This is a genomic window from Lentzea flaviverrucosa, assembly GCF_003350445.1.
Classification (GTDB): Bacteria; Actinomycetota; Actinomycetes; order Mycobacteriales; family Pseudonocardiaceae; genus Lentzea; species Lentzea californiensis.
Map to the genome: position 1 here is coordinate 284,941 of NZ_QQAU01000006.1, position 24,376 is coordinate 309,316.

30 protein-coding genes are annotated in these 24,376 nt (G+C 69.6%); 9 read left to right on the forward strand and 21 right to left on the reverse strand.

Annotated elements, in window-relative coordinates; all coding sequences use genetic code 11:
- Positions 1–27 precede the first annotated feature (27 nt).
- Entirely contained in the window at positions 28–1,176 is a 1,149-nt protein-coding gene (locus DFR72_RS21075) for an FAD-dependent monooxygenase (protein WP_090067561.1), read from the forward strand.
- On the opposite strand, the gene DFR72_RS21080 is transcribed toward DFR72_RS21075, so the two are convergent.
- From DFR72_RS21080 to DFR72_RS21105, 6 genes are all read right to left on the reverse strand, one after another.
- Positions 1,173–1,733: a Uma2 family endonuclease gene (locus DFR72_RS21080; RefSeq protein WP_245983246.1), complete on the reverse strand. Its 561-nt coding sequence runs from the start codon at positions 1,731–1,733 to the stop codon at positions 1,173–1,175. The two genes, DFR72_RS21075 and DFR72_RS21080, sit on opposite strands and share 4 nt — an antisense overlap.
- 389 nt (positions 1,734–2,122) lie before the next feature.
- Complete coding sequence (gene trpA, locus DFR72_RS21085) at positions 2,123–2,911, reverse strand: tryptophan synthase subunit alpha (RefSeq protein WP_090067560.1); 789 nt, start codon at positions 2,909–2,911, stop codon at positions 2,123–2,125.
- A complete protein-coding gene (trpB, locus tag DFR72_RS21090; protein ID WP_090067559.1) occupies positions 2,911–4,131 on the reverse strand; it encodes a tryptophan synthase subunit beta in 1,221 nt (406 codons plus the stop codon). The genes trpA and trpB overlap by 1 nt, the downstream gene beginning before the upstream one ends.
- 35 nt (positions 4,132–4,166) lie before the next feature.
- Positions 4,167–4,976 carry an indole-3-glycerol phosphate synthase TrpC gene (gene trpC, locus DFR72_RS21095; RefSeq protein ID WP_090067558.1) on the reverse strand — a complete coding sequence of 270 codons (810 nt, stop codon included), beginning with the start codon at positions 4,974–4,976 and terminating at the stop codon, positions 4,167–4,169.
- Positions 4,977–5,107: 131 nt separating this feature from the next.
- The gene (locus DFR72_RS21100; RefSeq protein ID WP_114773722.1) at positions 5,108–5,509 is read right to left on the reverse strand and encodes a Trp biosynthesis-associated membrane protein; all 402 of its coding nucleotides are present in this window, start codon (positions 5,507–5,509) and stop codon (positions 5,108–5,110) included.
- Positions 5,499–7,037, reverse strand: coding sequence for an anthranilate synthase component I (locus DFR72_RS21105; RefSeq protein WP_090067556.1), 1,539 nt, complete (start codon positions 7,035–7,037; stop codon positions 5,499–5,501). Before DFR72_RS21105 ends, DFR72_RS21100 begins: the two co-directional genes overlap by 11 nt.
- Positions 7,038–7,084: 47 nt before the next feature.
- Between DFR72_RS21105 and DFR72_RS21110 the strand changes: the two genes are divergently transcribed.
- Positions 7,085–7,687, forward strand: coding sequence for a TetR/AcrR family transcriptional regulator (locus DFR72_RS21110; RefSeq protein WP_425459904.1), 603 nt, complete (start codon positions 7,085–7,087; stop codon positions 7,685–7,687).
- Between the two features lie 4 nt (positions 7,688–7,691).
- Here DFR72_RS21110 and hisI read toward each other — a convergent pair whose 3' ends face one another.
- Genes hisI through hisF form a run of 3 tightly spaced genes read right to left on the reverse strand, consistent with a single transcriptional unit; the run spans position 7,692 to position 9,153 of the window.
- Positions 7,692–8,042: a phosphoribosyl-AMP cyclohydrolase gene (gene hisI, locus DFR72_RS21115; protein WP_090067554.1), complete on the reverse strand. Its 351-nt coding sequence runs from the start codon at positions 8,040–8,042 to the stop codon at positions 7,692–7,694.
- Positions 8,039–8,398 carry a hypothetical protein gene (locus DFR72_RS21120; RefSeq protein WP_090067553.1) on the reverse strand — a complete coding sequence of 120 codons (360 nt, stop codon included), beginning with the start codon at positions 8,396–8,398 and terminating at the stop codon, positions 8,039–8,041. The genes hisI and DFR72_RS21120 overlap by 4 nt, the downstream gene beginning before the upstream one ends.
- Positions 8,395–9,153 (reverse strand): imidazole glycerol phosphate synthase subunit HisF, encoded by a 759-nt coding sequence (gene hisF, locus DFR72_RS21125; RefSeq protein ID WP_090067552.1) that lies wholly within the window; start codon positions 9,151–9,153, stop codon positions 8,395–8,397. Before hisF ends, DFR72_RS21120 begins: the two co-directional genes overlap by 4 nt.
- A gap of 45 nt (positions 9,154–9,198) precedes the next feature.
- Here hisF and DFR72_RS21130 point away from each other — a divergent pair, with 45 nt between their 5' ends.
- Both DFR72_RS21130 and DFR72_RS21135 read left to right on the forward strand, forming a co-directional pair.
- The gene (locus DFR72_RS21130) at positions 9,199–9,579 is read left to right on the forward strand and encodes a PPOX class F420-dependent oxidoreductase (protein ID WP_090067551.1); all 381 of its coding nucleotides are present in this window, start codon (positions 9,199–9,201) and stop codon (positions 9,577–9,579) included.
- Between the two features lie 387 nt (positions 9,580–9,966).
- Positions 9,967–10,668 (forward strand): Clp protease N-terminal domain-containing protein, encoded by a 702-nt coding sequence (locus tag DFR72_RS21135; RefSeq protein ID WP_090067550.1) that lies wholly within the window; start codon positions 9,967–9,969, stop codon positions 10,666–10,668.
- Here the strand turns inward: DFR72_RS21135 and priA are convergent.
- The 6 genes from priA to DFR72_RS21165 form a co-directional block, all read right to left on the reverse strand.
- Entirely contained in the window at positions 10,634–11,365 is a 732-nt protein-coding gene (priA, locus tag DFR72_RS21140) for a bifunctional 1-(5-phosphoribosyl)-5-((5-phosphoribosylamino)methylideneamino)imidazole-4-carboxamide isomerase/phosphoribosylanthranilate isomerase PriA (RefSeq protein WP_030477030.1), read from the reverse strand. The two genes, DFR72_RS21135 and priA, sit on opposite strands and share 35 nt — an antisense overlap.
- Entirely contained in the window at positions 11,362–12,906 is a 1,545-nt protein-coding gene (locus DFR72_RS21145) for a hypothetical protein (RefSeq protein WP_090067549.1), read from the reverse strand. The genes priA and DFR72_RS21145 overlap by 4 nt, the downstream gene beginning before the upstream one ends.
- Positions 12,903–13,538 carry an imidazole glycerol phosphate synthase subunit HisH gene (gene hisH / locus DFR72_RS21150; protein ID WP_090067981.1) on the reverse strand — a complete coding sequence of 212 codons (636 nt, stop codon included), beginning with the start codon at positions 13,536–13,538 and terminating at the stop codon, positions 12,903–12,905. The genes DFR72_RS21145 and hisH overlap by 4 nt, the downstream gene beginning before the upstream one ends.
- Positions 13,539–13,548: 10 nt before the next feature.
- Complete coding sequence (locus DFR72_RS21155) at positions 13,549–14,361, reverse strand: hypothetical protein (RefSeq protein ID WP_143086804.1); 813 nt, start codon at positions 14,359–14,361, stop codon at positions 13,549–13,551.
- Between the two features lie 237 nt (positions 14,362–14,598).
- Positions 14,599–15,492: a transketolase family protein gene (locus DFR72_RS21160; protein ID WP_090067547.1), complete on the reverse strand. Its 894-nt coding sequence runs from the start codon at positions 15,490–15,492 to the stop codon at positions 14,599–14,601.
- Entirely contained in the window at positions 15,492–16,154 is a 663-nt protein-coding gene (locus DFR72_RS21165) for a thiamine pyrophosphate-dependent enzyme (RefSeq protein WP_245983248.1), read from the reverse strand. The genes DFR72_RS21160 and DFR72_RS21165 overlap by 1 nt, the downstream gene beginning before the upstream one ends.
- A gap of 74 nt (positions 16,155–16,228) precedes the next feature.
- Between DFR72_RS21165 and soxR the strand changes: the two genes are divergently transcribed.
- Positions 16,229–16,675: a redox-sensitive transcriptional activator SoxR gene (gene soxR / locus DFR72_RS21170; RefSeq protein ID WP_177224599.1), complete on the forward strand. Its 447-nt coding sequence runs from the start codon at positions 16,229–16,231 to the stop codon at positions 16,673–16,675.
- On the opposite strand, the gene DFR72_RS21175 is transcribed toward soxR, so the two are convergent.
- Entirely contained in the window at positions 16,619–17,494 is an 876-nt protein-coding gene (locus DFR72_RS21175; protein ID WP_090067979.1) for an alpha/beta fold hydrolase, read from the reverse strand. The two genes, soxR and DFR72_RS21175, sit on opposite strands and share 57 nt — an antisense overlap.
- A 54-nt stretch (positions 17,495–17,548) precedes the next feature.
- Between DFR72_RS21175 and DFR72_RS21180 the strand changes: the two genes are divergently transcribed.
- The 3 genes from DFR72_RS21180 (at position 17,549) to DFR72_RS47535 (ending at position 18,657) form a co-directional block, all read left to right on the forward strand.
- Positions 17,549–18,073: an RNA 2'-phosphotransferase gene (locus DFR72_RS21180; RefSeq protein WP_090067544.1), complete on the forward strand. Its 525-nt coding sequence runs from the start codon at positions 17,549–17,551 to the stop codon at positions 18,071–18,073.
- A 110-nt stretch (positions 18,074–18,183) separates the two neighbouring features.
- Positions 18,184–18,489 carry a class I SAM-dependent methyltransferase gene (locus tag DFR72_RS47020; protein WP_425459910.1) on the forward strand — a complete coding sequence of 102 codons (306 nt, stop codon included), beginning with the start codon at positions 18,184–18,186 and terminating at the stop codon, positions 18,487–18,489.
- Between the two features lie 42 nt (positions 18,490–18,531).
- Entirely contained in the window at positions 18,532–18,657 is a 126-nt protein-coding gene (locus tag DFR72_RS47535; RefSeq protein WP_256239429.1) for a hypothetical protein, read from the forward strand.
- Here DFR72_RS47535 and DFR72_RS45635 read toward each other — a convergent pair.
- The 4 genes from DFR72_RS45635 to hisD are packed head-to-tail and all read right to left on the reverse strand — an operon-like array spanning position 18,654 to position 21,824.
- A complete protein-coding gene (locus DFR72_RS45635; RefSeq protein WP_170176337.1) occupies positions 18,654–18,809 on the reverse strand; it encodes a hypothetical protein in 156 nt (51 codons plus the stop codon). The two genes, DFR72_RS47535 and DFR72_RS45635, sit on opposite strands and share 4 nt — an antisense overlap.
- The gene (hisB, locus tag DFR72_RS21190; protein ID WP_090067543.1) at positions 18,809–19,408 is read right to left on the reverse strand and encodes an imidazoleglycerol-phosphate dehydratase HisB; all 600 of its coding nucleotides are present in this window, start codon (positions 19,406–19,408) and stop codon (positions 18,809–18,811) included. The genes DFR72_RS45635 and hisB overlap by 1 nt, the downstream gene beginning before the upstream one ends.
- Positions 19,405–20,511 carry a histidinol-phosphate transaminase gene (locus DFR72_RS21195; RefSeq protein ID WP_090067542.1) on the reverse strand — a complete coding sequence of 369 codons (1,107 nt, stop codon included), beginning with the start codon at positions 20,509–20,511 and terminating at the stop codon, positions 19,405–19,407. The genes hisB and DFR72_RS21195 overlap by 4 nt, the downstream gene beginning before the upstream one ends.
- A complete protein-coding gene (gene hisD, locus DFR72_RS21200; RefSeq protein WP_090067541.1) occupies positions 20,508–21,824 on the reverse strand; it encodes a histidinol dehydrogenase in 1,317 nt (438 codons plus the stop codon). Before hisD ends, DFR72_RS21195 begins: the two co-directional genes overlap by 4 nt.
- A gap of 133 nt (positions 21,825–21,957) precedes the next feature.
- On the opposite strand from hisD, the gene DFR72_RS21205 reads away from it, so the two are divergent.
- Positions 21,958–23,253 carry a M14 family metallopeptidase gene (locus DFR72_RS21205; protein WP_090067540.1) on the forward strand — a complete coding sequence of 432 codons (1,296 nt, stop codon included), beginning with the start codon at positions 21,958–21,960 and terminating at the stop codon, positions 23,251–23,253.
- On the opposite strand, the gene DFR72_RS21210 is transcribed toward DFR72_RS21205, so the two are convergent.
- Positions 23,237–24,358: an aminotransferase class V-fold PLP-dependent enzyme gene (locus tag DFR72_RS21210; RefSeq protein WP_245983253.1), complete on the reverse strand. Its 1,122-nt coding sequence runs from the start codon at positions 24,356–24,358 to the stop codon at positions 23,237–23,239. The genes DFR72_RS21205 and DFR72_RS21210 overlap by 17 nt on opposite strands.
- Between the last annotated feature and the right edge of the window lie 18 nt (positions 24,359–24,376).

The following is a 24,376-nucleotide window of genomic DNA, read 5'->3' on the forward strand; positions in this document are numbered from 1 at the left end:
TCTGGGCGGATTCCCGAAAGGTCGGACATGACGGTCCTGGTGGTCGGCGGCGGTATCGGCGGGCTGGCGACGGCGCTCGGGCTCGCGCGGGCCGGGGTGCGGGTGACGGTGCTCGAGGCCGCGGCGGCGTTCGAGGAGATCGGCGCCGGCATCCAGGTCGGGCCCAACGGGTTCCGCATGCTCGACTCGCTGGGCGTGGGTGCCGCGGTGCGGGCTCGGGCCGTGCACGTGGACGAGTTGCGGTTGCGGTGTGGGGTGTCCGGGCGGCAGATCGCCGGGTTGCCGGTCGACGCGGGCTTCCGGGAGCGGTTCGGCACCTACGCGGTGGTGCACCGCAACGACGTGCTTGCGCCGTTGCTCGACGCCTGTCAGAACGATGAGCGGATCGACCTTCGGGTCAGCAGCGGCGTCGAGGGCTACGCGCAGGACGCGGACGGGGTCACGGCGGTGCTGCGGTCGGGCGATCTCGTGCACGGGGACGCGCTGATCGGTGCCGACGGGCTGCGGTCGGCGGTGCGGCGGCAGCTCGTGGGCGACGGGGATCCGCAGGTGTCCGGGCACACGACGTTCCGCGCGGTCATCCCCTCGCAGAACGTGCCGCAGTCGTTGAAGGAGAACGTGGTCACGCTGTGGGCGGGGCCGCGCTACCACGTCGTTTGGTACGTGATCGCCGGCGGACGGTTCGTGAACCTCGTGGCCACCACGGACAACGGTGCCACGGAGCCCATGAACGGCAAGCCCGTCGAGCACGCCGAGGTGCTGGGGCACTTCACGCCGTTGTGCGACGACGCGGCTCAGATCATGGACCTCGCCGACGAGTGGCGTGCGTGGGTGCTCTGCGACCGCACGCCGATCACGAACTGGCAGGACTTACGCGTCGTGCTGCTCGGAGACGCCGCCCATCCCGTGCTGCAGTACGCCGCGCAAGGCGCTTGTCAGGCGTTGGAGGACGCCGTCTGCCTCTCCTCCGTGTTCGACCCTCAGGACGTGGCCGGCTCTTTTGCGCGCTACGTGGCGCTTCGCTCGGAGCGGACCGCGCGCGTCCAGCACGCCTCGAGGGCGATGGGGCGGGAGGTCTACCACCCGGCCGGCGAGGCAGCGGAGGCTCGTGACGCGATGTTCGCCTCGTGGACCGTCGCCGAACTGCACGAACGGCTGGAGTGGCTCTACGGCTAGAACTTGATGGTGACCGGGAAAGGCCGTTCGATCGTCAGCACGCCGGCCTCACTGGTAGCGATCTCGACGTATTCGGCGCCTTGGAGTTCGAGCAGTGTGGCCTCGACTTCCCGCTGGCTCGGGTCGACCATCAGGTAGTACTGAACGCCCGCGCTGGCGTACAGGCCGCGCTTGAGGCCTTCGTCGTTCAGCCGCGTGCTCGGTGAGAACACCTCGCCGACGAGCACGACATCGGAGACCGGGAACATCACGCCGGCTTCTCGCGGCCGTACGACGGTGAAGTCCGGAATCACCAGACGGCCGCTGGAAAGCAGCACGTTCAGCTCGATCGTTGCTTCGAGATCAGTCGGACAGGCACCGACCAACGACCCGTACGCACGCCCCACCAACTGCTGGTGCCGGTAGGACCCCAGCGGGCTCACGAGAAGCATCCCGTCGACGAGTTCGATGCGCTGGCTGTTGTCCTCGGGCAGCGACAAGACGTCGTCGAGCGACCAGGGACCCACGTGCCTCGGCAACAGGTACTGGGCTGGTGCCGTCTCTGCTGGAGCTGCCACTGGGCATCACCTCCGAAAACCGCCCGGCGAGTACCAGTGTGGCACGCCGAGCGAATGGCTGGCTTGTGCATGAGCCCACGATCGCAGCTCAGACCGACAGTCAAACGGGGTTTTGGCCCCAAGCGACCTGGATTCACTCGATCAGGTGTTCGAATGTGTGTCATTCTCTTGGAGGAACATCGAATGCTCCGAAAGGAGGTAGGGCTCCCGACAACTTCACAGCCGCCATCCCGACAACCACTCGATGGCGAGCACGATGTTCGACCCGTTCAAGCAATTCCGCGCCACCCGACAAGAGAGGCCGTCGCTGCAGAGGCGGCTTCGCAAGCGGCACAAAGCAAAACCGCCCGGCCATCAGGCCGAGCGGCTTCACGAGACGCGAAGGAGGTTCAGACGGGAGCGACAGCCGATCGCACACCCTGGGCGAGGTCAGCGGCCAGCGCGCGCACCGCGGCATCGCTCTCGCCCGCGGCCGACACGAAAGCCGACCCGACGATGACGCCGTCCGCGAACCCGGCGATCTCGGCGGCCTGCGCACCGGAGCGCACGCCCAGCCCGACACCGACGGGCAGCGTGGTGTGTTCACGAACCCGCGCGACGAGAGCGGGAGCAGCGGACGACACGACGTCACGGGCGCCCGTGACGCCCATGACCGCGGTCGCGTAGAGGAAACCGGATGAGGCACGCGCGGTCATCGCGATGCGCTCCTCGGTCGACGACGGCGCCACCAGGAAGGTCCGGTCGAGGCCGTGCGCCTCGGACGCGGCCATCCAGTCGCCGGCCTCGTCCGGCACGAGGTCGGGCGTGATGATGCCGAGCCCACCGGCGGCGGCGAGGTCGCGCGCGAACGCGTCGACGCCATAGCGCAGCACCGGGTTCCAGTACGTCATCACGACCGCACGCCCACCGGCGTCGGACACGGCAGCCACCACGTCGAACAGGTCCCGCACGCGGAAACCCGCGGACAGCGCCTGCTCGGCGGCGGCCTGGATCGTCGGGCCGTCCATCACCGGGTCGGAGAACGGCAGGCCGACCTCGACCAGATCGCACCCGGACTCGATCATCGAACGGAGGTGGGCCTTGGAGCCCTCGATCGTGGGGAAGCCCGCGGGCAGGTAGCCGATCAGCGCGGCACGCGACTCGGCCTTGGCGGCGGAAAACACGTCGGACAACGACATCAGGCCTGTCCCCCGTCAGCGAGGCCGAAGTACTTCACGGCCGTGTCCATGTCCTTGTCACCACGGCCGGAGAGGTTCACGACCAGGAGTCCGTCCGGTCCCAGCGACGGTCCGAGCTTCAGCGCGCCCGCGAGCGCGTGCGAGGACTCGATCGCCGGGATGATGCCCTCGGTGCGCGAGAGCAGGGCGAACGCCTCCATGGCCTCGGCGTCGGTGACCGGGAAGTACTCGGCGCGGCCGATGTCCTTCAGGTGCGAGTGCTCGGGACCCACGCCGGGGTAGTCGAGACCGGCGGAGATCGAGTGCGCCTCGGTGATCTGGCCGTCGTCGTCCTGCATGACGTACGACATCGCGCCGTGCAGCGAACCGGGCGTGCCCGCCGTCAGCGTCGCGCCGTGGCTGCCGCTGTCGAGGCCGGAGCCACCGGGCTCGACACCGACGAGGCGGACGTCCGCGTCGTCGATGAAGCCGTGGAAGATGCCGATCGCGTTCGAGCCGCCACCGACACAGGCGACGACGGCGTCGGGCAGCCGACCGGCCTTCTCGAGGATCTGCTCGCGCGCCTCGATGCCGATGATCCGGTGGAAGTCGCGGACCATCAACGGGAACGGGTGCGGACCCGCCGCCGTACCGAGCAGGTAGTGCGTTTCGTCGACGTTGGCGACCCAGTCGCGCAACGCCTCGTTGATCGCGTCCTTCAGGGTGCGCGAGCCGGACTTCACCGGGATGACCTCGGCGCCCAGCAGGCGCATGCGGGCGACGTTGAGCGCCTGGCGCTCGGTGTCGACCTCGCCCATGTAGACGACGCAGTCGAGGCCGAGGAGCGCGCACGCGGTCGCCGTCGCCACGCCGTGCTGGCCGGCGCCGGTCTCCGCGATCACGCGCTGCTTGCCCATGCGCTTGGTCAGCAACGCCTGACCGAGCACGTTGTTGATCTTGTGGGAACCCGTGTGGTTGAGGTCCTCGCGCTTGAGCCAGACCCGCGTACCGGCGTGCTCCGCGAACTTCGGGGCCTCGGTCAGCAGCGACGGACGGCCCGCGAAGTCCCTCAGGAGGCGCTTGAACTCGTTCACGAACTCCGGGTCGAGCCGCGCCTTGTCGTACTCGGTGGCCAACTCGTCCACCGCGGCGATCAGGGCCTCCGGGACGAACCGGCCGCCCCACGGGCCGAAGTGGCCACGTGCGTCGGGATCATGCGGTGTGGGCGTGAACTGGCCCATCGGGTAACTCCTCTGGCGCTTGGATCAACCGTGCCCTACCGGCTGGGCCGGGGGCACGCGGGGTGTGAGCCCGCGGTCACGAGCTTGTTCACGGCGGCCTTGGGGTCTCCGCTGGTCACCAGGCTTTCGCCGACGAGCACCGCGTCGGCACCCGCGCCGGCGTACGACATCAGGTCGCCGGGCCCGGTCACACCCGACTCGGCGATCTTGATCGTCTCCGAGGGTAGCCCCGGAGCGATCCTGCCGAAAACGTCTTTGTCGACCTCCAGCGTGTGGAGGTTGCGCGCGTTCACTCCGATGACGGACGAACCCGCCTCCAGCGCGCGGTCGGCCTCCTCGGCCGTGTGCACCTCGACGAGCGCCGTCATGCCGAGCGACTCGACGCGGTCGAGCAGCGACACGAGCGCGTTCTGCTCCAGCGCGGCCACGATCAGCAGCACCACGTCCGCACCGTGCATGCGCGCCTCGTGCACCTGGTACGGCGACACGACGAAGTCCTTGCGCAGCAGCGGGATCTTCACCGCCCGGCGCACCGCGTCGAAGTCCGCCAGCGACCCGCCGAAGCGGCGCTGCTCGGTCAGCACGCTGATCACCGACGCGCCGCCCGCCTCGTAGGCGGACGCGAGCTCGGCCGGTTCCGGGATCTCCGCCAGCGCGCCCTTGGAGGGGCTGCGGCGCTTGACCTCGGCGATGACACCCACGTTCGGCCCGCGCAGCACCGACAGCACGTCGAGCGGCGGAGAGGCCTTGGCGGCCCGCTCCTTCACGACGGCGAAGGGCAACTTGGCCTCGCGAGCGGCGAGATCCTCACGCACACCTTCGAGGATCGACTCGAGAACCGTCACAGTGTTGTTCCCCTTCCCGCTAGGGGGATGCTAACCCCGCCGGAGTAACGCCCCAGCCACCGGGGTTCAAGTGTCCCCGCAGCTAACCGAGGCCGTACGCGTGTCACATGCACGAACGTCGTGAATGATCTTCACTCGTTCGAGGTCGTCCCGCCAGGGGTCTTATCGTCGGTCGGATCATCCCCGCGCTCCAGCGCGCGCCACATGTCCGTCTCGGGATCGTGCGCGCGGGGCTTCTGGCCACCCATCCCGATCTTCGGCATCCGAGCTCCCAGAGCCACCTGAAGCGCGCCGGAGGCCACCACGAGCACGCCGCCGGCGATCGCCAGCCAATGCCCCGAGAACGCCCCGGCGACGCCGACGACGAACAGCAACGCGCCGAGGATCCGGCGCGTCACCCCGCTCAGCGCCACGACCGCCGCGACGGCGGCCAGGCACAGCAACGCGACCGGCACCGAGCCGGCGCCCCAGAAGGCACCCGCCGCGCCCACGAGCAGGAGCGCGGCGATCCACAGCGGCGAGCTAGCTTTCAACTGCCGGCGCCATCGTCTGCGCGGTGGCGATCGCGGCCAGCACCGCGCCCGCCTTGTTCAGGCACTCGTTGTCCTCGGACAGCGGGTCCGAGTCGGCCACGATGCCACCACCGGCCTGCACGTACGCCACCCCGTCGCGCACCAGGGCGGTGCGGATGGCGATGGCGGTGTCCGCGTCCCCGGCGAAGTCGAAGTAGCCGACGACGCCGCCGTAGAGGCCGCGGCGAGTGGGCTCCAGTTCCTCGATGAGCTCCATGGCGCGCGGCTTGGGCGCACCGGACAACGTCCCCGCCGGGAAGCAGGCCGCGACCGCGTCGTAGGCCGTCTTGCCCTCGGCCAGCTCACCGGTCACGGTCGACACGATGTGCATGACGTGGCTGTACCGCTCGACCTTGAAGAAGTCGACGACGTGCACCGAACCCGGCTTGCAGACGCGCCCCAGGTCGTTGCGGCCGAGGTCGACGAGCATCAGGTGCTCGGCGCGTTCCTTGTGGTCCGCGAGGAGGTCCTTCTCGAGCAGGGCGTCTTCCTCGGGGTCCTCGCTGCGCCAGCGGGTGCCCGCGATGGGGTGCGTGGTCGCCTTGCCGTCGCGCACCGTGACCAGCGACTCCGGGCTGGACCCGACGATGTCGAACCCGTCGAGGCGCAGCAGGTACATGTACGGGCTGGGGTTCGTCGCGCGCAGCACCCGGTAGATGTCGAGCGCGTCGGCGTCGGTGTCGATCTCGAACCGCTGCGACACGACGACCTGGAACGCCTCACCCGCCCGGATGGCCTCCTTAGCCTTCTCGACGGCCGCGAAGTGCTCGGCCTGCGAGCGCCGGCGCCGGAACTCCGGCTTGGGCCGCGAGAACACGGCCGCCGTCGGCGGTGCGGGCGTGTGCAGCGCCGTCGTCATCTCGTCGAGGCGGCGCACCGCGTCGTCGTAGGCGGCGTCGACCCGCTCGGTCGAGTCGTCCCAGTTGATCGCGTTCGCGATGAGCGTGACGGTGCCCTCGTGGTGGTCGAGCGCGGCGAGGTCGGTCGCCAGCAGCATGACCAGCTCGGGGATCTTCAGGTCGTCCTCGGCGATGACGGGCAGCCGTTCCAGGCGACGCACCGCGTCGTAGCCGATGTAGCCGACCATGCCGCCGGTCAGCGGGGGCATGCCGGGCAACGGGTCCGTGCGCAGCACCTCGATGGTCTCGCGCAACGCCTCCAGCGGGTCGCCGCCGTCGGGCAGGCCGACGGGCCGCGTCCCCGTCCAGAACGCCTCACCGCCCGTCGCCGTGAGCGCCGCCGTCGACCGCACGCCGATGAACGACCAACGCGACCAGGAGCGCCCGTTCTCCGCCGACTCGAAGAGGAACGTGCCGGGCTGATCGGCCCCGAGCTTGCGGTACAGGCCGACCGGGGTCTCCGCGTCCGCGAGCAGCTTGCGGACCACCGGGATCACCCGGCGGTTGACCGCGAGCTCGCGGAACTCCTCACGCGTAGGACTCACAGTCCCCAGACCAGCGGCGGCCACGGCCCCGATGACGCTCACCATGCCGGCAATTGTTGCATAAATTCAACATCTGTTGAACTATGGCCCACGTGGAGCAAGTCAACCAGAAACGCCGAGGCCGTCGCGCCGCGGGCGAGGACACCAAGGCCGCGCTCGTCGCAGCGGCCCGCGAGGTGTTCATCGAGAAGGGCTACGACGGCGCCACGGTACGCGCGATCGCCGCCAAGGCGGGCGTCGACGCCGCCATGGTCAACCACTGGTTCGGCGGCAAGGAAGGCCTGTTCGCGCAGTCGGTGCTGCAGCTCCCGTTCGACCCGGCCGAGATCCTCAAGCGCGTCCTCGACGGCCCGGCCGAAGAGGCGGGAGAACGCATCATCCGCACCTTCGTGACGGTGTGGGACGCGACCGGCGGCGGCACGTTCTCGGCCCTGATCCGCAGCGTCACCAGCCAGCCGGAGGTGGCGGGCGCGCTGAAGTCGTTCCTGGTCAACGCGATCTTCAAGAACGTGCTCGCGGAGCTCGGCGCCGAGCAGCACGAGCTCCGGGCCACGTTGTGCGCGACGCAGATGGTCGGTCTCGGCATCGTCCGGTACGTCGTGCAGTTCGAGCCGCTGGCGTCGACCGACCTGGAGACCGTGGTCCGGACGGTCGCCCCGAACCTCCAGCGCTACCTGACCGGCGACCTGGACTGACCGCTCACGCCTCGGCGAGCAGCACCGTGGCGTCGAAGCACGTGCGGTCGCCCGTGTGGCAGGCGGCGCCGACCTGGTCGACCGTCAGCAGCAGCGTGTCTCCGTCGCAGTCGAGCCTGACCTCGTGCACGTACTGGGTGTGCCCGGAGGTCTCACCCTTCACCCACAGCTGCTGGCGACTGCGCGAGTAGTAGGTCGCGCGGCGGGTGGTGAGGGTGCGGTGCAGTGCCTCGTCGTCCATCCACGCCACCATGAGCACCTCACCGGTTCCGCGCTGCTGGGCGACCGCGCACACCAGGCCGTCCGGGGTGCGCTTGAGCCGATCGGCGACGGCGGGATCGAGCTGGCCGCTCAACGGGGACCTCCCAGGTGTTCACGAGCCGGTCCGGTGTTGAGCAGGACCACTCCGTAGATGTGCACTGCGGACAGCACGCCGGACGCGACGCGAGCCCACGCCGGTCCTTCTGCCAGCACGATGACGAGGTGCAGCAGGGCGACGAGGATGAACACGATCATCGCCGGGTAGTGCATGAACCGGAGCCTGATGAGCAGCGACGCCGCGACGGGCAGTTCGAGGACCGCGATGAACGACGGCAGCTTCAGCACGTCCGGGTCGCCGGTCGTGCGCCACAGCACCAGGCCGATCACGAAGAACACCAGGGCGCCGCCGAACGCGACCGCCGAGGCGACCCGCACCTCGACGGGTTTCATCGCACCACGACACCGGCTTGGCGCAGGCCGTCCTTGACCTCGCTGATGCGGAGCTGCCCGAAGTGGAACACGCTCGCGGCGAGCACGGCGTCGGCGCCCGCGGCGACGGCCGGCGGGAAGTGGTCGACCGCGCCCGCGCCGCCGCTCGCGATCAGCGGGACGTCGACCTCGCGGCGCACCAGTTCGAGGAGCTCCAGGTCGAACCCGGCCTTGGTGCCGTCGGCGTCCATCGAGTTCAGCAGGATCTCGCCGACGCCCAGCTCCTGGCCCTGCGCGGCCCAGGCGATCGCGTCGATGCCGGTGCCGTTGCGGCCGCCGTGCGTGGTGACCTCGAAGCCGGTGCCGCCGGGCACCCGCCGTGCGTCGACCGACAGCACGATGCACTGCGCGCCGTACCGCTCCGAGCACTCCTTGAGCAGCTCGGGGCGTGCGATGGCGGCGGTGTTGAGGCTGACCTTGTCCGCGCCCGCGCGGAGCAGCTTGTTGACGTCCTCGGGGCTGCGCACGCCACCACCGACGGTGAGGGGGATGAACACCTGCTCGGCCGTGCGGCGCACGACGTCGAACGTCGTCTCCCGGTCGCCGCTGCTGGCCGTCACGTCGAGGAACGTCAGCTCGTCCGCGCCCTCGGCGTCGTACGCCCTGGCGAGCTCGACGGGATCGCCCGCGTCGACGAGGTTCGTGAAGTTGACGCCCTTCACCACCCGGCCCCGGTCGACGTCGAGACAGGGGATGACACGGACCGCGACTGACATGCGGGAAAGCCTACAAGGGAGGTCTGGGGACTACGCTGCGGCGCCATGATCACCGAGTTGGGCGAGGGCAAGTACCTGCTGCTGACGACGTTCCGCAAGGACGGCACCCCGGTGCCCACTCCGGTCTGGGTCGTGCCGGGCGAGAGCGACGGCGTCATCTACGCCTGGAGCGGGCGGGACACCGGCAAGGTCAAGCGGATCCGCCGCAGCGGCGACGTGGAGATCGGGCCGTGCGACGTCCGCGGCAACCCCAAGGGCGATTCGGTCAAGGCGCACGCGGCGCTGCTGGACGACGACGAGAGCGACGCCGTGCGGTCGCGGATCACCAAGAAGTACGGGGTGTTCGGGTGGATCACGGTGTTCGGCAGCAAGCTGCGGCGCGGACGGACCGGGTCGGTGGGCATCCGGATCACGGCGGCGAGCTGACCCAGGGCCGACACCCAACTCCAGCAGTCAACGTCAGGCGATCAAGGTCGAGTCAACGTGATCCGGCTGATCAACGTTGACCACATCGGTCGACGTCGACAACGCCGGTCTTCGTTGACGACGACCAGTCCACGTTGATGACACGGATCTACATTGACTCGATGTCGATCAGCGCCAAATCAACATCGACCGCGCCTCGATCAATGTGCAGTTGACGCCGTTCCCAGCGATGACAACGTTGTCTCCTGCACACATTGCCGGTCCTGGTCAACGTTGACTGCGGGCGTCGACGTGGACTCAACGCTGACTGGATGCGTCAACATCGAGTCCACGTTGAGCGTCAACCCGAGGTTGACCGACGACTCGGCGTCAACCTAGAGTTGACGGATGATCCAGTTGACCGACCTCATCGTCACGGTCGCTCAAGAAGCAGACGACGCTCTCGTGCGCCTGGCCAAGGCCGTCGAGATGAGCGGGCAGCTCAGCGAACTCGGCGACCACCTGATCGGCCACTTCGTGGACGAGGCGCGACGGGGCGGGGCGAGCTGGGCCGAGATCGGCGAGAGCCTCGGCGTCACGAAGCAGGCCGCGCAGAAGCGGTTCGTGCCCAGGGAGTCGCCGGAGCTCAGCAAGCCGAGCACGGAGCGCTACACCCAGCGGTCGAGGCGGGTCATCGCGCTGGCGAGGCACCACGCGCGGTTCAGCGAGCGGATCGGCACCGAGCACCTGCTGCTGGGGCTGCTCGACGAGTCGGCCGGGCTCGCGGCCAAGACCATCGCGAAGCTGGAGTCGGGCGACGGCAGCACGCGCATCGCGACCCTCAACCGGCTCGACTCCGAGGCCAAGCAGCGGCCGGAGAAGCAGCCGTACACGACGCACTGCAAGAAAGCTCTGGAACTGGCCGTGCGCGAGGCGCTACGGATGGGCCACATGTTCATCGGCACCGAGCACATCCTGCTCGGCGTGCTGCTGGAGGCCGAGGGGACCGCGGCCGACGTGCTGCACACCACCGGTGTGACGCACGCGGCCGCGGCCGCTCACGTGGAGGCCGTGGTCAACGGACCGCAGCGAGCGCTTCCGGGAGCGTGAAGGCACCGGCGTACAGGGCCTTGCCGATGATCGAGCCCTCGACGCCGTCGCGCGACAGCTTCGAGAGCGCGACCAGGTCGTCCACAGTGGACACGCCGCCGGACGCGATCACCGGGGCGTCGGTGCGGGCGCAGACCTCGCTCAGCAGCTCCAGGTTCGGGCCCGTCAGCGTGCCGTCCTTCGACACGTCGGTGACCACGTAACGCGTGCAGCCGTCGCGGTCGAGCCGGTCGAGGACCTCCCAGAGGTCGCCGCCGTCCGACGTCCAGCCGCGGCCCTTGACCCGGTGGCCCTGCTCGGTGATGCGGACGTCGAGGCCCACCGCGATCTTCTCGCCGTACGCCGCCAGCGCCTTCGCGCACCACTCCGGGTCTTCCAGCGCAGCCGTGCCGAGGTTCACGCGGGCGCAGCCGGTGGCCAGGGCGGCCTCCAGCGACGCGTCGTCGCGGATGCCGCCGGACAGCTCCACCTTCACGTCGAGCTCGCCGACGACGCGGGCGATCAGCTCGCGGTTGGAGCCGCGGCCGAACGCCGCGTCGAGGTCGACGAGATGGATCCACTCCGCCCCGTCGCGCTGCCACTGCAGGGCCGCGTCGAGCGGCTCACCGTAGTTCGTCTCGGTACCGGCTTCGCCCTGCACGAGCCGGACGGCACGACCGTCGGCCACGTCAACAGCGGGGAGGAGTGTGAACGTCACCCGGGCAGCCTAGCGTCCCCCAGGACGAGGGCGGCCACGCGCTCCTGGGCCTCCGTGGTCCGCGGGAACTTCGACGGGACCGGCGTGCCCGGACCCGTCGCGGCAGGTCCGACGCCCGTCCAGGGCCCGAAGACCATGATCCCGGCGAACGCGGGGTGCTGCCGCGCCAGCGCCAGGTACAGGTACTGGGTGCTTTCGAGGTCCGCGTCGGTCCTGTCCGCGCACCACGACTGCGGTGCGGCCTCGGAGATCAGGAACAGCTCCTTGCCCGGCGCGCGCTGCGCCAGCTTGGTCATGCGCGCGTCCAGGGCACCGTGTCCGACGCAGTACTCGTCGAAGCCGACCCAGTCGACGGCGGCGGGCACGCTGAAGGTGTCGTCGACCCGGACACCCGCCTCGATCAGCATGACCTTCTTGTCCGGGAACGTGTTCTTGATCTGCTGGGCCGAGAACTCGACGTCGGCGAAGCGCGCGCCGTGGTGGAACGGTTCGTCCTGCAGCACGAACCCGGCCACCCGGTCGAGGTACGGCCGCACCTTCGAAGCGAGGACCTGCCACCGCTCGGTGGCGTTGGGGTAGAGCGGACACCCGGCCTCGTCGCAGTCGAAGAACTCGTTGCCCGTGTGGACGACGCACCCCGCGGGAGCGCAGTCCCGCAGCACCTCGGGGCGGTAGGCGTCGAAGTCGCTGATCTGCACCCAGTTCAGGTTGCTGCGGCCGCGCACCTCGGGCAGGTGGTTGCCTCCTGCGGCGTTCAGCCGCGCGCCGAAGTAGCCGTAGTAGCGCAGCGGGGACCCGGGAGGCTTGCGCAGGTCGTCGGAGTTCATCCGCTCGACGCGCAGGTCGTCGACGAGGCTGACGGTCCTGTCGTCGTCGGAGTAGCGGCCGAGGTAGATCCACAGCCGATCGGTCGGCACCGAAACGTCCAGCGCGATCGTCCCGCGCGTGCCGTTGACCAAGAGGTCGAGCTTCGACCCGGCCGGCGTCAGCGTCACGTCGAACGAGCCGTCGGACTCGGGCGAGGCGAACGACGGCAGGTCCGCGACGGACCTGCCGGCCTGGAAGAGCTGGACGCCGCCGTTGGCGCGCACCAGGAAGCCGAGGTCGATGTCCTGATTGGACACATGACCCCAGCTGTTCGCCGACCGTGCCAGCGCGATCGACGACCAGTCGCCGGACGTGCGGCCGCCCGCCACCGGTGTCAGCGTCGCCGAGATCGAGGAGCCGGTGGACGGCGCGTCGAGCCGCACGGCCGTCGTGCCGAGGTGCATCGACAGCTTGCCGCGGTGGTTCGGGTGGTTGACCTGCGCGAACCACGGACGCGGCACGTCGCCGGTGTTCCACCTGCCGGAGACCCGGCTGTAGGTGACGGCGCCCGTTGCCTGGCGCTGCTCGAGGTTGTCGTTCAGGCCGTAGGTGGGATCCGCGGCCACGGCACCGTCGAAGTCGTCCTGGAACGGTGCCGGTGCGGCGTGCGCGCCCCCAGGCACGGCGACGCCGGCGGCCACGAGCGCGGCCACCGTCAGCAGTCGTGTGATCACGACAAGGTGGTCAACCAGTTCCGCAGCAGGTGTGCGCCGGCGTCGCCGGACTTCTCCGGGTGGAACTGGGTCGCCCACAGCGGGCCGTTCTCGACCGCCGCGACGAACTCGTCGCCCGCGTGGTCCGCCCACGTCACCAGCGGCGGCCTGAGGTGCTCGGCCGGCTCCAGTTCCCAGCGCCGCACGCCGTAGGAGTGCACGAAGTAGAACCGCGTGTCCTTGTCGAGGCCTGCGAAGAGCTTCGAGTCCTCGGGCGCGCGCACGGTGTTCCAGCCCATGTGCGGCACGATCGGCGCTTCGAGCCGCTCGACGGTGCCGGGCCACTCGCCGCAGCCCTCGGTCAGCACGCCGTGCTCGATGCCGCGCTCGAACAGGATCTGCATGCCCACGCAGATGCCGAGCACCGGACGGCCGCCGGCGAGGCGCTCACCGATGATCCGGGCGCCCCGCACCGAGTTGAGGCCTTCCATGCACGCCGCGTACGCACCGACGCCGGGCACGACCAGTCCGTCCGCCTCGCGGGCGGCCCGATGGTCCGACGTCACCTCGACATCGGCGCCGACCCGCTGGAGCGCGCGTTCGGCGGAGCGCAGGTTGCCGGATCCATAGTCAAGTACGACGACACGTGCCACGCCCACCAGGTTAGTCGGTCGGGATCGCACCCTGCGTGACCGGTATGACCGGCAACACGGTGTTGATCGGTTTCGTGCGCACGAGCCGGCGCCTGAGCACGACCAGCAGCCCCGCCAGCGCCGCGAGGAGCAGAACGACGACGAGGTAGTACACGACCGCCGGGACGTCGAAGATCACCGTCGCCGCCGCGGACAGCACGATCAGCGGGAAGATCAGCCAGAGCGGCCACAGCTGTGCGCGAGGCGGTTCGAGCGTCCGCAGCACGCCGTCCGCCCTGCCCTCCCCGCTGAGCTCGGCGACCCGCGCGACCTCGTGCAGCCCCGCCTCGCGGAAGAAGTCCGGGATCGCCGCACGGCCGTTCCCGAAGTCGCGGATGCGTTCGAGCGGGCCCTTGCGACCGGCCGCCGGGTACAGCGCGGTGAGCTTGTCGATGGCGTCGAGCTGCCACTTCTCCTTCTCGCGGAGGTCGATCATGCCGGCGGTGGCGCGGTCGAAGGACTGGCCGACCGGCCCCGACTGCTTCGCCTGCGCCGACAACCGCAGCACCGCCTCGCGCGATCCCCACATCGAGGCGCGGCCGAGCGACGTGGTGAACAGGTAGAGCAGCGCCGCCTCGTCGTTCCACACCGCCAGGGCCGCACCGCGCCCGATCTTGCGCACCCTGTTCGTCATGTACGCCGCCTCGCTGAGCTTGGTGCCCGGCGGAGGCAGCAGCACGGTGCCGGGCTGCACCGGAACCAGCGCCGCGGGGCCCACGTTGCCGCTGTGCATGGACTTCTGCAGCTCGGCGGCGTTCAACGGGGTCCAGATCAGCATTCTCACGACCAACATCATTCCTGGTCCGCCTCGGGCGCCCGTGCGGACATGCCCGGAAGGTGCGAACCGGAACGCGTCGACGCACCGGACGGCTCCGCGCTCTCCGTCCACACCAGACCGATCCGCCGGTGCCTCCTGGGGTGTGCACGATCAGGATCGCGCCTGACCGTGCCACCGCATCATCCCCAAACGGCGCGAGAAGGCGCGCCGGTCCAGTCATCCCCCATGACTGCGAACATTTCTTCACCCCCTGAAGAAACTCCGCACAGCACTCCCCAGCCCGACCACGTCGAGATCATGCGCCGCGTCATGATCTTCAGCCGTGCCGTAGTTGCGGAGCTCTGCGTGTCGTTTGACACCTGTAGAACGAATGCGGTGCGGGATTTGTTGCAGTGTCTCTGATACGAGATGAGAAGAAGTGCCCTCCAGGTACGGCTCCACCACCATCACGTCGGCGTGGTCGGTGTTCTGCACGGCCGTGCGCAGCCCGTTCGCGTCGAACGGCCGCACCGTGGCCGCGTACAGCACCGTGACGTCGGCGTTCTCGGAATCGACGGCCTTGAGCACGCGGTCGAGCATCGGCCCGACGGCGAGCACGACGCCGCGCTTTCCGTGCCGGACCGTCGTGAATCCCCCGCCCACCGGATACGCCTGGGTGTTCTCGTGCAGCGAAAGCCTCATGTAGACCCGGTTGTCGTCTTTCAGCGCCTGCTGGAGCAAAGGCGTGACCTCGTCCGGATGTCCGGGTACGTGCACGGTCCAGCCGGGAAGCGTGTCGAACAGGGCGACGTCTCCCGGTGACTGGTGCGTTCGGCCCCACGCCGGGTCGTCATAGGACGCTCCGATGCTCACGAACACCGCGCCGACGTCCTGATGCCCGATGTCGAGCTTGATCTGCTCGTACGGCCGTTCGACCAGGAACGGCGCGTAGCTGTGCACGACCGGCCGGAGCCCGGCCAGCGCCAGGCCGCTCGCGACGCCCACCATGGTCTGCTCTCGGATCCCGACGTCCACGACGCGTTCGTTCTCCTGCGGGAACTCGTTGCTGGAGATCACCGCGGTCACCACGGCGATCCGCGGGTCGGCGGCGATCTCGTCGTTGACCGTCTCGACGAACGCCTGGCGCATGGTGGTCATCAGTAGCCCTTCTCGATCTTGGCGACCACCGCGTACGGGCGGTCGTGCGGCGCGGTCAGTGCGGTGAAGACGGCCTCGTGGTCGCGGCCGTCGATCTCGGCGGTCTGCCACCCCTCGACGGCGAACCGCCGCGCGATGCCACCGGGCCAGCCGTACATCGCGGACTGGTTGTCGATCACGATCGCGGTGAGGTTCGCGACCTGCAGCCGCGCCGCCACGGCGATCGCCTCGTGGTTGCTGCCCTCATCCAGCTCACCATCTCCGACCAGCACGAACGTGCGGCCACGACTGCCGGCGATCCGCTGCCCGATGGCCGTGCCGACCGCGATCGGCAGCCCGTGGCCGAGCGAGCCGCTGCTGATCTCCGCACCGCGCACGAGCACGCGGTCGGGGTGCTGGCCGAGTGGGCTCTCCCACGACGTCCAGTCGTCCAAAATGGACTCGTCGATGAACCCCTTCTCCGCGAGCACGGCGTAGTACGCCATCGGTCCGTGCCCCTTGGACAGCAGGAACCGGTCGCGGTCGGGGTCGTCGGCCGTCGCGGGCGTGACGTTGAGGACCTTGTCGTAGAGGACCCAGAGCACGTCGATCGTGGAAGCCGCAGCCCACTCGTGCTTCTCGTCCCCGGTCATCCTCGCGAAGAGCTCTGGTATCCGTTGCATGGCAACAACTGTTCAACCTCGACCAAGCTGGAGGTCAAGCGGGTTACCATGATCCCGTGAGCAAGTTGCCGGAAATGCTGACCATCGGCCAGGTCGCCGAGCGCAGCGGTGTCCCCCACACGGCCCTGCGCTTCTACGAGGACAGGGGTCTGATCACGTCGGTCCGCACCGCGGGCAACCAGCGCCGCTACCTGCGCTCGGTGCTGCGCCGGCTGGCGTTCATCCGCACCGCGCAACGCGTGGGCCTCACCCTGGAGGACGTCCGCGACGCCCTCGCCCAGCTCCCCGACAACCGCACGCCGACGAAGTCCGACTGGGAACGCCTCTCCCGCTCGTGGAAGTCGGAGCTCGACGCGCGCATCGACGCCCTGTACCGCCTGCGCGACCGCCTCACCGGCTGCATCGGCTGCGGCTGCCTGTCGCTGCGCAGCTGCGCCCTGCAGAACATCGACGACGAGCAGGCCTCACACGGGCCGGGCGCTCCCCAGCTCAAGCCCGCCGTCGAGGGCGGCACCTTCTAGGAACTCCCGCACCGCGCGCAGGTAGCCGTCGGGGTCGTCGACGTGCAGCATGTGGCCCGCGTTCTCCAGGACCACGGCACTCGCCCGCGGGATCAGGCCGAGGGTGGGCTCGACCAGGCTGACCGGGAACGTCATGTCCTGCCGGCCGTGCAGCAGGAGCACCGGGACGCCGAGGCCGGCGATGCTGCGCGCGGCGTCGGGAAGCCGGGGTGAGACCAGGCCGGCGGTCTGGAGCTGCCGCACCCACTCCGCGCCGAACCGCACCTGGCTCAGCCGCTTCAGGTAGCCCGGTATCCGCGCGGCACGGCGGACGTTGGCTTCGACGGCCGCGAACGCGTCCGCCCGCACGCACTGCTCCGGCGTCAGGTCGTCGCGCTGCCACGGATCCTCCTGGTCGGCCATGACCTCGTCCCGCTCGGCCCATCCGCCGAAGGCGTCCGGGGGCACCGGCAGGACACTGCTGCCCGACACGATCAGGCTGCGCACGCGTGCCGGGTGGGTGATCGCGAACCGCTGCGCGACCATGCCGCCGTAGGAGTGGCCGAGGACGTCCGCGCGCTCGACCTCGAACGCGTCCAGCACCCGCACGAGGTCTTCCACCACACCGTCCGGGTGGTACTCCGGCGCTCGCCCTGACCGGCCACATCCGCGCAGGTCCGGCAGCAGCAGCCGGCAGTCCAGCCGGTCGAGCGGCTCGCGGAGGTAGCTGTGGTCCCAGTCGGGGCCGCCGTGGATCGCGAGCAACGTCCGGTCCCGGCTGCCCTCCTGCCAGGCCACGAAGATCTCGGTCTCGCCCGGAACCCGCCGCTCGCGCCACATCCAGCCCATGAAACCGCAAAACCGGTGGACGCGCTGTGGTTTCCTGGTGGGGAAATGGAAGACGAACGAATCGTCCGCCTCTCGAAGCGGATGTCCAAAGCGCTCCGGCACCAGCCCGAGCGCGTCGGCCTCACCCTCGACCCTTCGGGCTGGGTGCCGGTGGCCGACCTCCTGAACGCGCTCGGCATCTCCGAGACAGACCTGCGCGAGGTCGTCGACCGCAACGACAAGAAGCGCTTCGCGATCGACGGCGACCGCATCCGCGCGAACCAGGGCCACAGCGTCGAGGTGGACCTCGGCCTGCCGACCGCGGTCCCGCCGGACCAGCTGTTCCACGGCACGGTCGCGCAGTACCTCGACGACATCATGCGCGACGGTCTGCGGCCCATGTCACGCCACGACGTGCACCTCTCGCCTGACCGCGAGACAGCGCGGCGCGTCGGGGCCCGGCGTGGGCGGCCGTTGGTCCTGACCGTCGACGCCGGGGCCATGCACGCGGACGGGCACGAGTTCCGGCTCAGCGCGAACGGGGTGTGGCTCGCGCAGCACGTGCCGGCGCGTTACCTGGCTACCGCGTGAAGCGGACGGTCGAGGACGGCTACGACGCCATCGCGCAGCGGTATCTCGACTAGTCCGCGCGGATTGCCGACGACCCGCGGCTGCACTACCTCGGCGAGCTCGACGGGCGGCTGCCCGATGGGGCGAAGGTGCTCGAACTCGGCTGCGGCGCGGGCGACCCGTGCAGCAAGAAACTCGCCGAACGGCACGACGTGCTCGGCGTCGACCTGTCGCGCAGGCAGGTCGAACTGGCCCGCGCGAACGTGCCGCAGGCTCGGTTCGAGAAGGCCGACATGACCGCGCTCGACCTTCCGGAAGCCACGTTCGACGGCGTCGTCGCGTTCTACTCGATCCTGCACGTGCCGCGCGCCGAGCAGCCCGCGCTCATCGCGGAGATCGCACGGTGGCTGAAGCCCGACGGCCTGTTCCCGGCCTAGCTCGGCACCGGCACGCCGGACACCACCGAGAACTGGCTCGGCGTGGAGATGTTCTTCGCCAGCCACACTCCCGCCGAGAACCGCGCACTCGTCGCGCGGCACCTGGAGATCGTCTTCGACGACCTGGTGACCATGCACGTGCCGGCGCGTTACCTGGCCACGAGCTAGAGCAGCCAGAGGACGGCGCCGCCGACCGCCACCAGGAGCAGCACCAGCAGGATGATCGCCAGGACCTTGGCGGTCTTCCAGGTGGTGTAGACGCCACCGGCCAGGAAGCCCGCGAGGGCCAGCAGGCCGATGACGACCACTTCCTTCGGCATCAGAGAACGCCCTTGGTCGACGGGACGCCGGCGACGCGGGGGTCGGGTTCGGTCGCGACGCGCAGGGCGCGGGCGATGGCCTTGTACTCGGCTTCCGCGATGTGGTGCGGGTCGCGGCCGTATTCGACTCGCACGTGCAGTGCGATCTGGGCGTGGAAGGCCAGCGACTCGAAGACGTGCCGGTTCAGCACGAACGGGTAGTTGCCGCCGATCACGAAGCTGTTGAACTGCTCCGGCTCGCCCTTGTGCACGGTGTACGGGCGGCCAGAGACGTCGACCGCGGCGTGCGCGAGGGTTTCGTCCATGGGGATCCAGCAGTCGCCGAAGCGGCGGATGCCCTTCTTGTCCCCCAGCGCTTCGCGCAGTGCCTGGCCCAGCACGATCGCGATGTCCTCGACCGAGTGGTGGGCGTCGATGTGCGTGTCACCCGTGGCGCGGACGATCAGGTCGAACGAGCCGTGCACGCCGAACGCCGTGAGCATGTGGTCGTAGAACGGCACGCCCGTGCTGATCTCCACCTGGCCGGTGCCGTCCAGGTCGATCTCCACGTAGACCGACGACTCCCTGGTGGTGCGCTCCACCTTGCCGACACGACTCACCGGCTGACCTCCTTGCTGGCCGCGAGGAAAGCGTCGTTCTCCTCGGGCGTTCCGATGGTCACCCGCAGGTGACCCGCGATTCCGACGTCCCTGATGAGCACGCCGTGGTCCAAATAGGACTTCCAGATCTCACGTGCGTTCTCGAACCAGCCGAACAGCACGAAGTTCGCGTCCGAGGGCACGACCTGGAAACCCAGGGCCGCCAGCTCGGACGACACCCGGTCACGTTCCGCGGCCAGCAGGGCCACCGAACCCAGCGTCTCCTCGGCGTGGCGCAACGACGCCCTAGCGGCCGCCTGCGTCAGCGCGGACAGGTGGTACGGCAGGCGGACGAGCTGCAGGGCGTCGACCACGGCCGGAGCGGCCGCCAGGTAGCCGAGGCGGCCTCCGGCGAACGCGAAGGCCTTCGACATCGTGCGCGAGACGATCAGGCGCGAGCCGAACTCGTCCAGCAGCTTGATCGCGCTCTCCTGCGGGGAGAACTCCGCGTACGCCTCGTCGACCACGATCATCCCCGTCGAGGACGCGATCAGCAGACGGAGGTCGGAGAGCGGGATCGACTGGCCGGTCGGGTTGTTCGGCGACGTCACGAAGACGACGTCGGGCCGTGTCTCCGCGATGATCGCGGCGGCCTTCTCGACGTCCAGCGAGAAGTCGGAACGGCGCGGGGTCGGCGACCACTCGGTGCGGGTGCCAGCCGCGATGATCGGGTGCATCGAGTACGACGGCTCGAAGCCCAGCGCCACTCGGCCCGGACCGCCGAACGCCTGCAGGACCTGCTGGAGGATCTCGTTGGAACCGTTGGCGGCCCAGAGGTTCTCCGACGTCAGCGGGACCGAGGTCGCGTCCGACAGGTACGCCGCCAGGTCCTCGCGCAACGCCACCGCGTCGCGGTCCGGGTAGCGGTGCAGCTCACCGGCGATCTCAGCGACCGCCGCGACGACGTCGGCCGCCAGGGCGTCGGTCGGCGCGTACGGGTTCTCGTTGGTGTTCAGGCGGTACGGGACGTCGAGCTGCGGCGCGCCGTAGGGCGTGCGGCCGCGCAGGTCCTCGCGCAGGGGCAGGTCGGTCAGCTCCACCCGCGCACCGATCACCGGCTTCATCGGGAGAACCTCGCTGTCACGGCCTGCCCGTGCGCGGGCAGGTCCTCCGCGTTGGCCAGCGCGACGACCTTGTCCGCCACCTCGCGCAGTGCTTCCTCGGAGTAGTCGATCACGTGGATGCCGCGCAGGAACGTCTGCACGGACAGCCCGGACGAGTGCCGCGCGCAGCCACCGGTCGGCAGCACGTGGTTGGAGCCGGCGCAGTAGTCGCCGAGCGACACCGGTGCGTACGCACCGACGAAGATCGCGCCCGCGGACCGGATCCGCGCGGCCACCTCACGCGCGTCGCGCGTCTGGATCTCCAGGTGCTCGGCGGCGTACGCGTCGACGACCCGGACCCCTTCGTCCACAGAGGACACCAGCACGGTGGCGGACTGCTTGCCGCCCAACGCCGTGCGGATCCGTTCGGTGTGCTTGGTCGCACCGATCTGGCGCTCCAGCTCGGTGTCCACCGCGTCCGCCAGCTCGACGGAGTCCGTCACCAGCACCGACGCCGCGAGCGGGTCGTGCTCTGCCTGGCTGATCAGGTCCGCGGCCACGTGCACCGGGTCGGCCGTCGAGTCGGCGAGGATCGCGATCTCGGTCGGTCCGGCCTCGGAGTCGATGCCGATCAGGCCGCGCAGCAGCCTCTTGGCCGCCGTCACGTAGATGTTGCCGGGTCCGGTGACGATGTCGACCGGGTCCAGTTCGGCGCCGTCGGTGTCCACGCCACCGTGGGCCAGCAGCGCCACGGCCTGCGCGCCGCCCACGGCCCAGACCTCGTCGACGCCGAGCAACGCGGCGGCGGCGAGGATCGTCGGGTGCGGCAGGCCACCGAACTCCGCCTGCGGCGGCGAGGCCACCACCAGCGACTCGACGCCGGCGATCTGCGCGGGTACGACGTTCATCACGACCGTCGAGGGGTAGACCGCGAGGCCACCGGGCGCGTACAGCCCGACGCGCGCGACCGGCACCCACTTCTCCGTCACGGTGCCACCGGGCACGACCTGGGTGGTCGTCTCCGTGCGGCGCTGGTCGGCGTGCACGCGCCGCGTCCGCGCGATGACCTCTTCCAACGCCTCGCGCACGGCCGGGTCCAGCGAGGACAAAGCGGACGAAATCTCCGAAGCGGGCACACGGACCGAAGCAGGACGAACCCCGTCGAACTTCTCCGTGTACTCCAGTGCGGCCTCGACACCGCGGTCGGCGATCGCCTCCACCATCGGGCGCACATGATGCAGAACCGCGTCCACGTCCACCTCGGCGCGCGGCACGATGGCGCGCAACTGAGCGGGGGTCGTGGTGCGACCTCGCAGGTCGATGCGGTTCAGCATGTCGTACAGCCTAGTTCCTGCAGAAATCTGTCAACGGTCAGCCCGCTATCGGCGCTACCTCACCCCGTGACAGCACGGCCACGCTCGGTCGAGCACCACTCCGTCGCAAACCCCTGCTGATGATGGAGGAAAGATGTTCAGCAAGAGCCGCGGCAAGATCGCCGCAGTGCTCGCCATCTGTCTGCCCGTGCTGGTCGCGGGCATGGCGACACCCAGTACCGCCGACTCCGGCCGTTATCTGCTGGAGGTCACCGCCAACACGTCCGCCGAACGCACCCAGGTCGCCCAGATCGGCGTCGACGTGCTCGGCGCGACGAAGCTCACCACGGTCTCGGTCGTGGCGGACAAGTCCCAGTACCGCGCCCTGCAGGCGACGGGACTTCCGATCAAGTACCTGGGCGACTTCGAGCAGGAGCTCAAGAAGCTCGGCAAGGTCCAGTTCTCCGACCCCGCGCCCGGTCAGATCGGCACGCAGGACTTCCCGGCCGGCTACACCGGCTACCACAACTTCGCGGAGACGACCGCGGAGCTGCAGCAGACGGTCCGCGACCACCCGAGCCTCGCGAGCCTGCGCAGCATCGGCAAGAGCTACCAGAACCGGGACATCTGGGCGCTCAAGGTCAGCGACAACGTGACCTCGGACGAGAGCGAGCCGGAGGTGCTGCTCGTCTGCGGCCAGCACGCCCGCGAGCACCTGACCGTCGAGCAGTGCCTGCAGATCATCAAGCGCTACACCGACAACTACGCCAACTCGGCGATCAAGAACCTCGTCGACAGCCGCGAGGTCTGGATCGTCCCGATGATGAACCCGGACGGTGCCGAGTACGACATCGAGACCGGTTCGTTCCGCGGCTGGCGCAAGAACCGCCAGGGCAACGGCACCGACCTCAACCGCAACTGGGGCTACAAGTGGGGCTGCTGCGGCGGTTCCAGCGGCAGCAGCACGTCGGACACCTACCGGGGCCCGTCGGCGTTCTCCGCACCGGAGACCACCCGCATCCGCGACTTCGTGAACTCGCGCGTGGTCGGCGGCACCCAGCAGATCAAGACGTTCATCGACTTCCACTCGTTCTCGGAGCTCGTGCTGTGGCCGTACGGCTACACCCGCAACGACACCGACACCGGTCTCAACGCGGACGAGGCGCGCGCGTTCCAGACGCTCGGCCGGCAGATGGCCGCCACCAACGGCTACACGCCGGAACAGGCGAGCGACCTGTACATCACCGACGGCAGCAGCGACGACTGGATGTGGGGACAGCACAAGATCTGGGCCTACACCTTCGAGATGTACCCGAGCAGCGGCGGCCTCAACGGCTTCTACCCGCGCGACACGGTCATCGCGGCGCAGACGTCGCGCAACGACCGCGCCGTCGACCTGTTCATGAGCTACTCGGACTGCGTGAAGCGGGTCATCAACCAGACCTGCTGATCCTCTCCAGCGCCTGATCGATCTCCTGTGGCGTGACGAAGTAGTGCGGGGAGGCCCGCACTACTTCGTCCAGGCCCCGCCGGGTCATGTCGATCAGCGTCGAGCCCTTGTGGGAGACCGTCACGGCGACGTTCTCCCGCCACAGCCGGTCTTTGAGTTCCGTCGCCGGCACCCGGTCGCTCGTGAACGTGACGATGCCGGACCGCCGTTCACCGAGGTCGTGGACGGTGATGCCGTCCATGGCGCCCAGGCCTTCGCGCAAACGCTCGGCGCGCTCCTGGACCTCGGCCTCGATCACGTCCAGGCCCTTGGCCAGCGCGTACCTCACGGCGGCGATGAGGCCCAGCCGGTCCGCGACGCTGTACTCCCACAGCTCGAACACCCGCGCGTCGTCTCGCGGCTCGTAACGGTCGGGCGCGACCCACTCCGCGGCGCTGTGGTCCATCAGCCGCGGCTTCAGCCTGCGGCGCACCTCGTCGCGCACCACCAGCGCACCAGTCCCCCGCGGCCCGCGCAGCCACTTGCGGCCGGTGCAGACGAGCATGTCGTAGTCGAGGCCGCGCAGGTCGATCTGGCCGGTCGACTGGCAGGCGTCGAGCAGCACGAGCGCGCCGACCTCGTGAGCCCTCGCCGTGACCTCGCTGACCGGGTTGACCAGGCCGCCGTTCGTGGGCACGTGCACGAGCGAGATCAGCTTGACCCGTTCGTCCAGGTCGAGAGCGCCGACGTCCAGCTGGCCGTGCGAGTCGGACGGCATGACCTCGACCGTCGCGCCGGTCTCCTCGGCGCGGCGCAGCATCGGCACCGCGTTGCCGCCGTACTCGACCTCGGTGACGAGGACGCGGTCGCCCTTCTCCAGCGGGACGGCGTCGAAAGCCGTGAGCCACGACCGGGTCGCGCTGTCGGTGAACGCGACCTCGGACGGTGCGCAGCCGAAGAACTCGGCCAGCACGCCGTACCCCGCCTCGACGTCGTCACGCCGTTCCGCGGCGGCCCGGTAGCCACCGATCTCGGTCTCCCGGCGCAGGTGCCCGATCACCTCGTCCACCACCTCGGCGGGCGGGATCGAGGAACCGGCGCTGTCCAGGAAGATCAGGTCGCTCACCCGCTCCACTGTGCCACC

Coding starts and splice junctions, on each gene's coding strand:
- DFR72_RS21175 (WP_090067979.1), bottom strand. CDS start 17,494: ATGTGGCGCGAGCGGCGGGTTCCGGGCGAGACCGAGATCTTCGTGGCC.
- DFR72_RS21135 (WP_090067550.1), top strand. CDS start 9,967: ATGATCCAGTTGACCGACCTCATCGTCACGGTCGCTCAAGAAGCAGAC.
- DFR72_RS21105 (WP_090067556.1), bottom strand. CDS start 7,037: ATGGTGAGCGTCATCGGGGCCGTGGCCGCCGCTGGTCTGGGGACTGTG.
- DFR72_RS45635 (WP_170176337.1), bottom strand. CDS start 18,809: ATGCCGAAGGAAGTGGTCGTCATCGGCCTGCTGGCCCTCGCGGGCTTC.
- trpA (WP_090067560.1), bottom strand. CDS start 2,911: ATGTCGTTGTCCGACGTGTTTTCCGCCGCCAAGGCCGAGTCGCGTGCC.
- DFR72_RS21160 (WP_090067547.1), bottom strand. CDS start 15,492: ATGACCACCATGCGCCAGGCGTTCGTCGAGACGGTCAACGACGAGATC.
- hisF (WP_090067552.1), bottom strand. CDS start 9,153: ATGTCAGTCGCGGTCCGTGTCATCCCCTGTCTCGACGTCGACCGGGGC.
- hisD (WP_090067541.1), bottom strand. CDS start 21,824: ATGCTGAACCGCATCGACCTGCGAGGTCGCACCACGACCCCCGCTCAG.
- trpB (WP_090067559.1), bottom strand. CDS start 4,131: ATGGGCCAGTTCACGCCCACACCGCATGATCCCGACGCACGTGGCCAC.
- soxR (WP_177224599.1), top strand. CDS start 16,229: ATGCTGACCATCGGCCAGGTCGCCGAGCGCAGCGGTGTCCCCCACACG.
- DFR72_RS21180 (WP_090067544.1), top strand. CDS start 17,549: ATGGAAGACGAACGAATCGTCCGCCTCTCGAAGCGGATGTCCAAAGCG.
- DFR72_RS21075 (WP_090067561.1), top strand. CDS start 28: ATGACGGTCCTGGTGGTCGGCGGCGGTATCGGCGGGCTGGCGACGGCG.
- DFR72_RS21195 (WP_090067542.1), bottom strand. CDS start 20,511: ATGAAGCCGGTGATCGGTGCGCGGGTGGAGCTGACCGACCTGCCCCTG.
- DFR72_RS21205 (WP_090067540.1), top strand. CDS start 21,958: ATGTTCAGCAAGAGCCGCGGCAAGATCGCCGCAGTGCTCGCCATCTGT.
- DFR72_RS21130 (WP_090067551.1), top strand. CDS start 9,199: ATGATCACCGAGTTGGGCGAGGGCAAGTACCTGCTGCTGACGACGTTC.
- DFR72_RS21120 (WP_090067553.1), bottom strand. CDS start 8,398: ATGAAACCCGTCGAGGTGCGGGTCGCCTCGGCGGTCGCGTTCGGCGGC.
- DFR72_RS21165 (WP_245983248.1), bottom strand. CDS start 16,154: ATGCAACGGATACCAGAGCTCTTCGCGAGGATGACCGGGGACGAGAAG.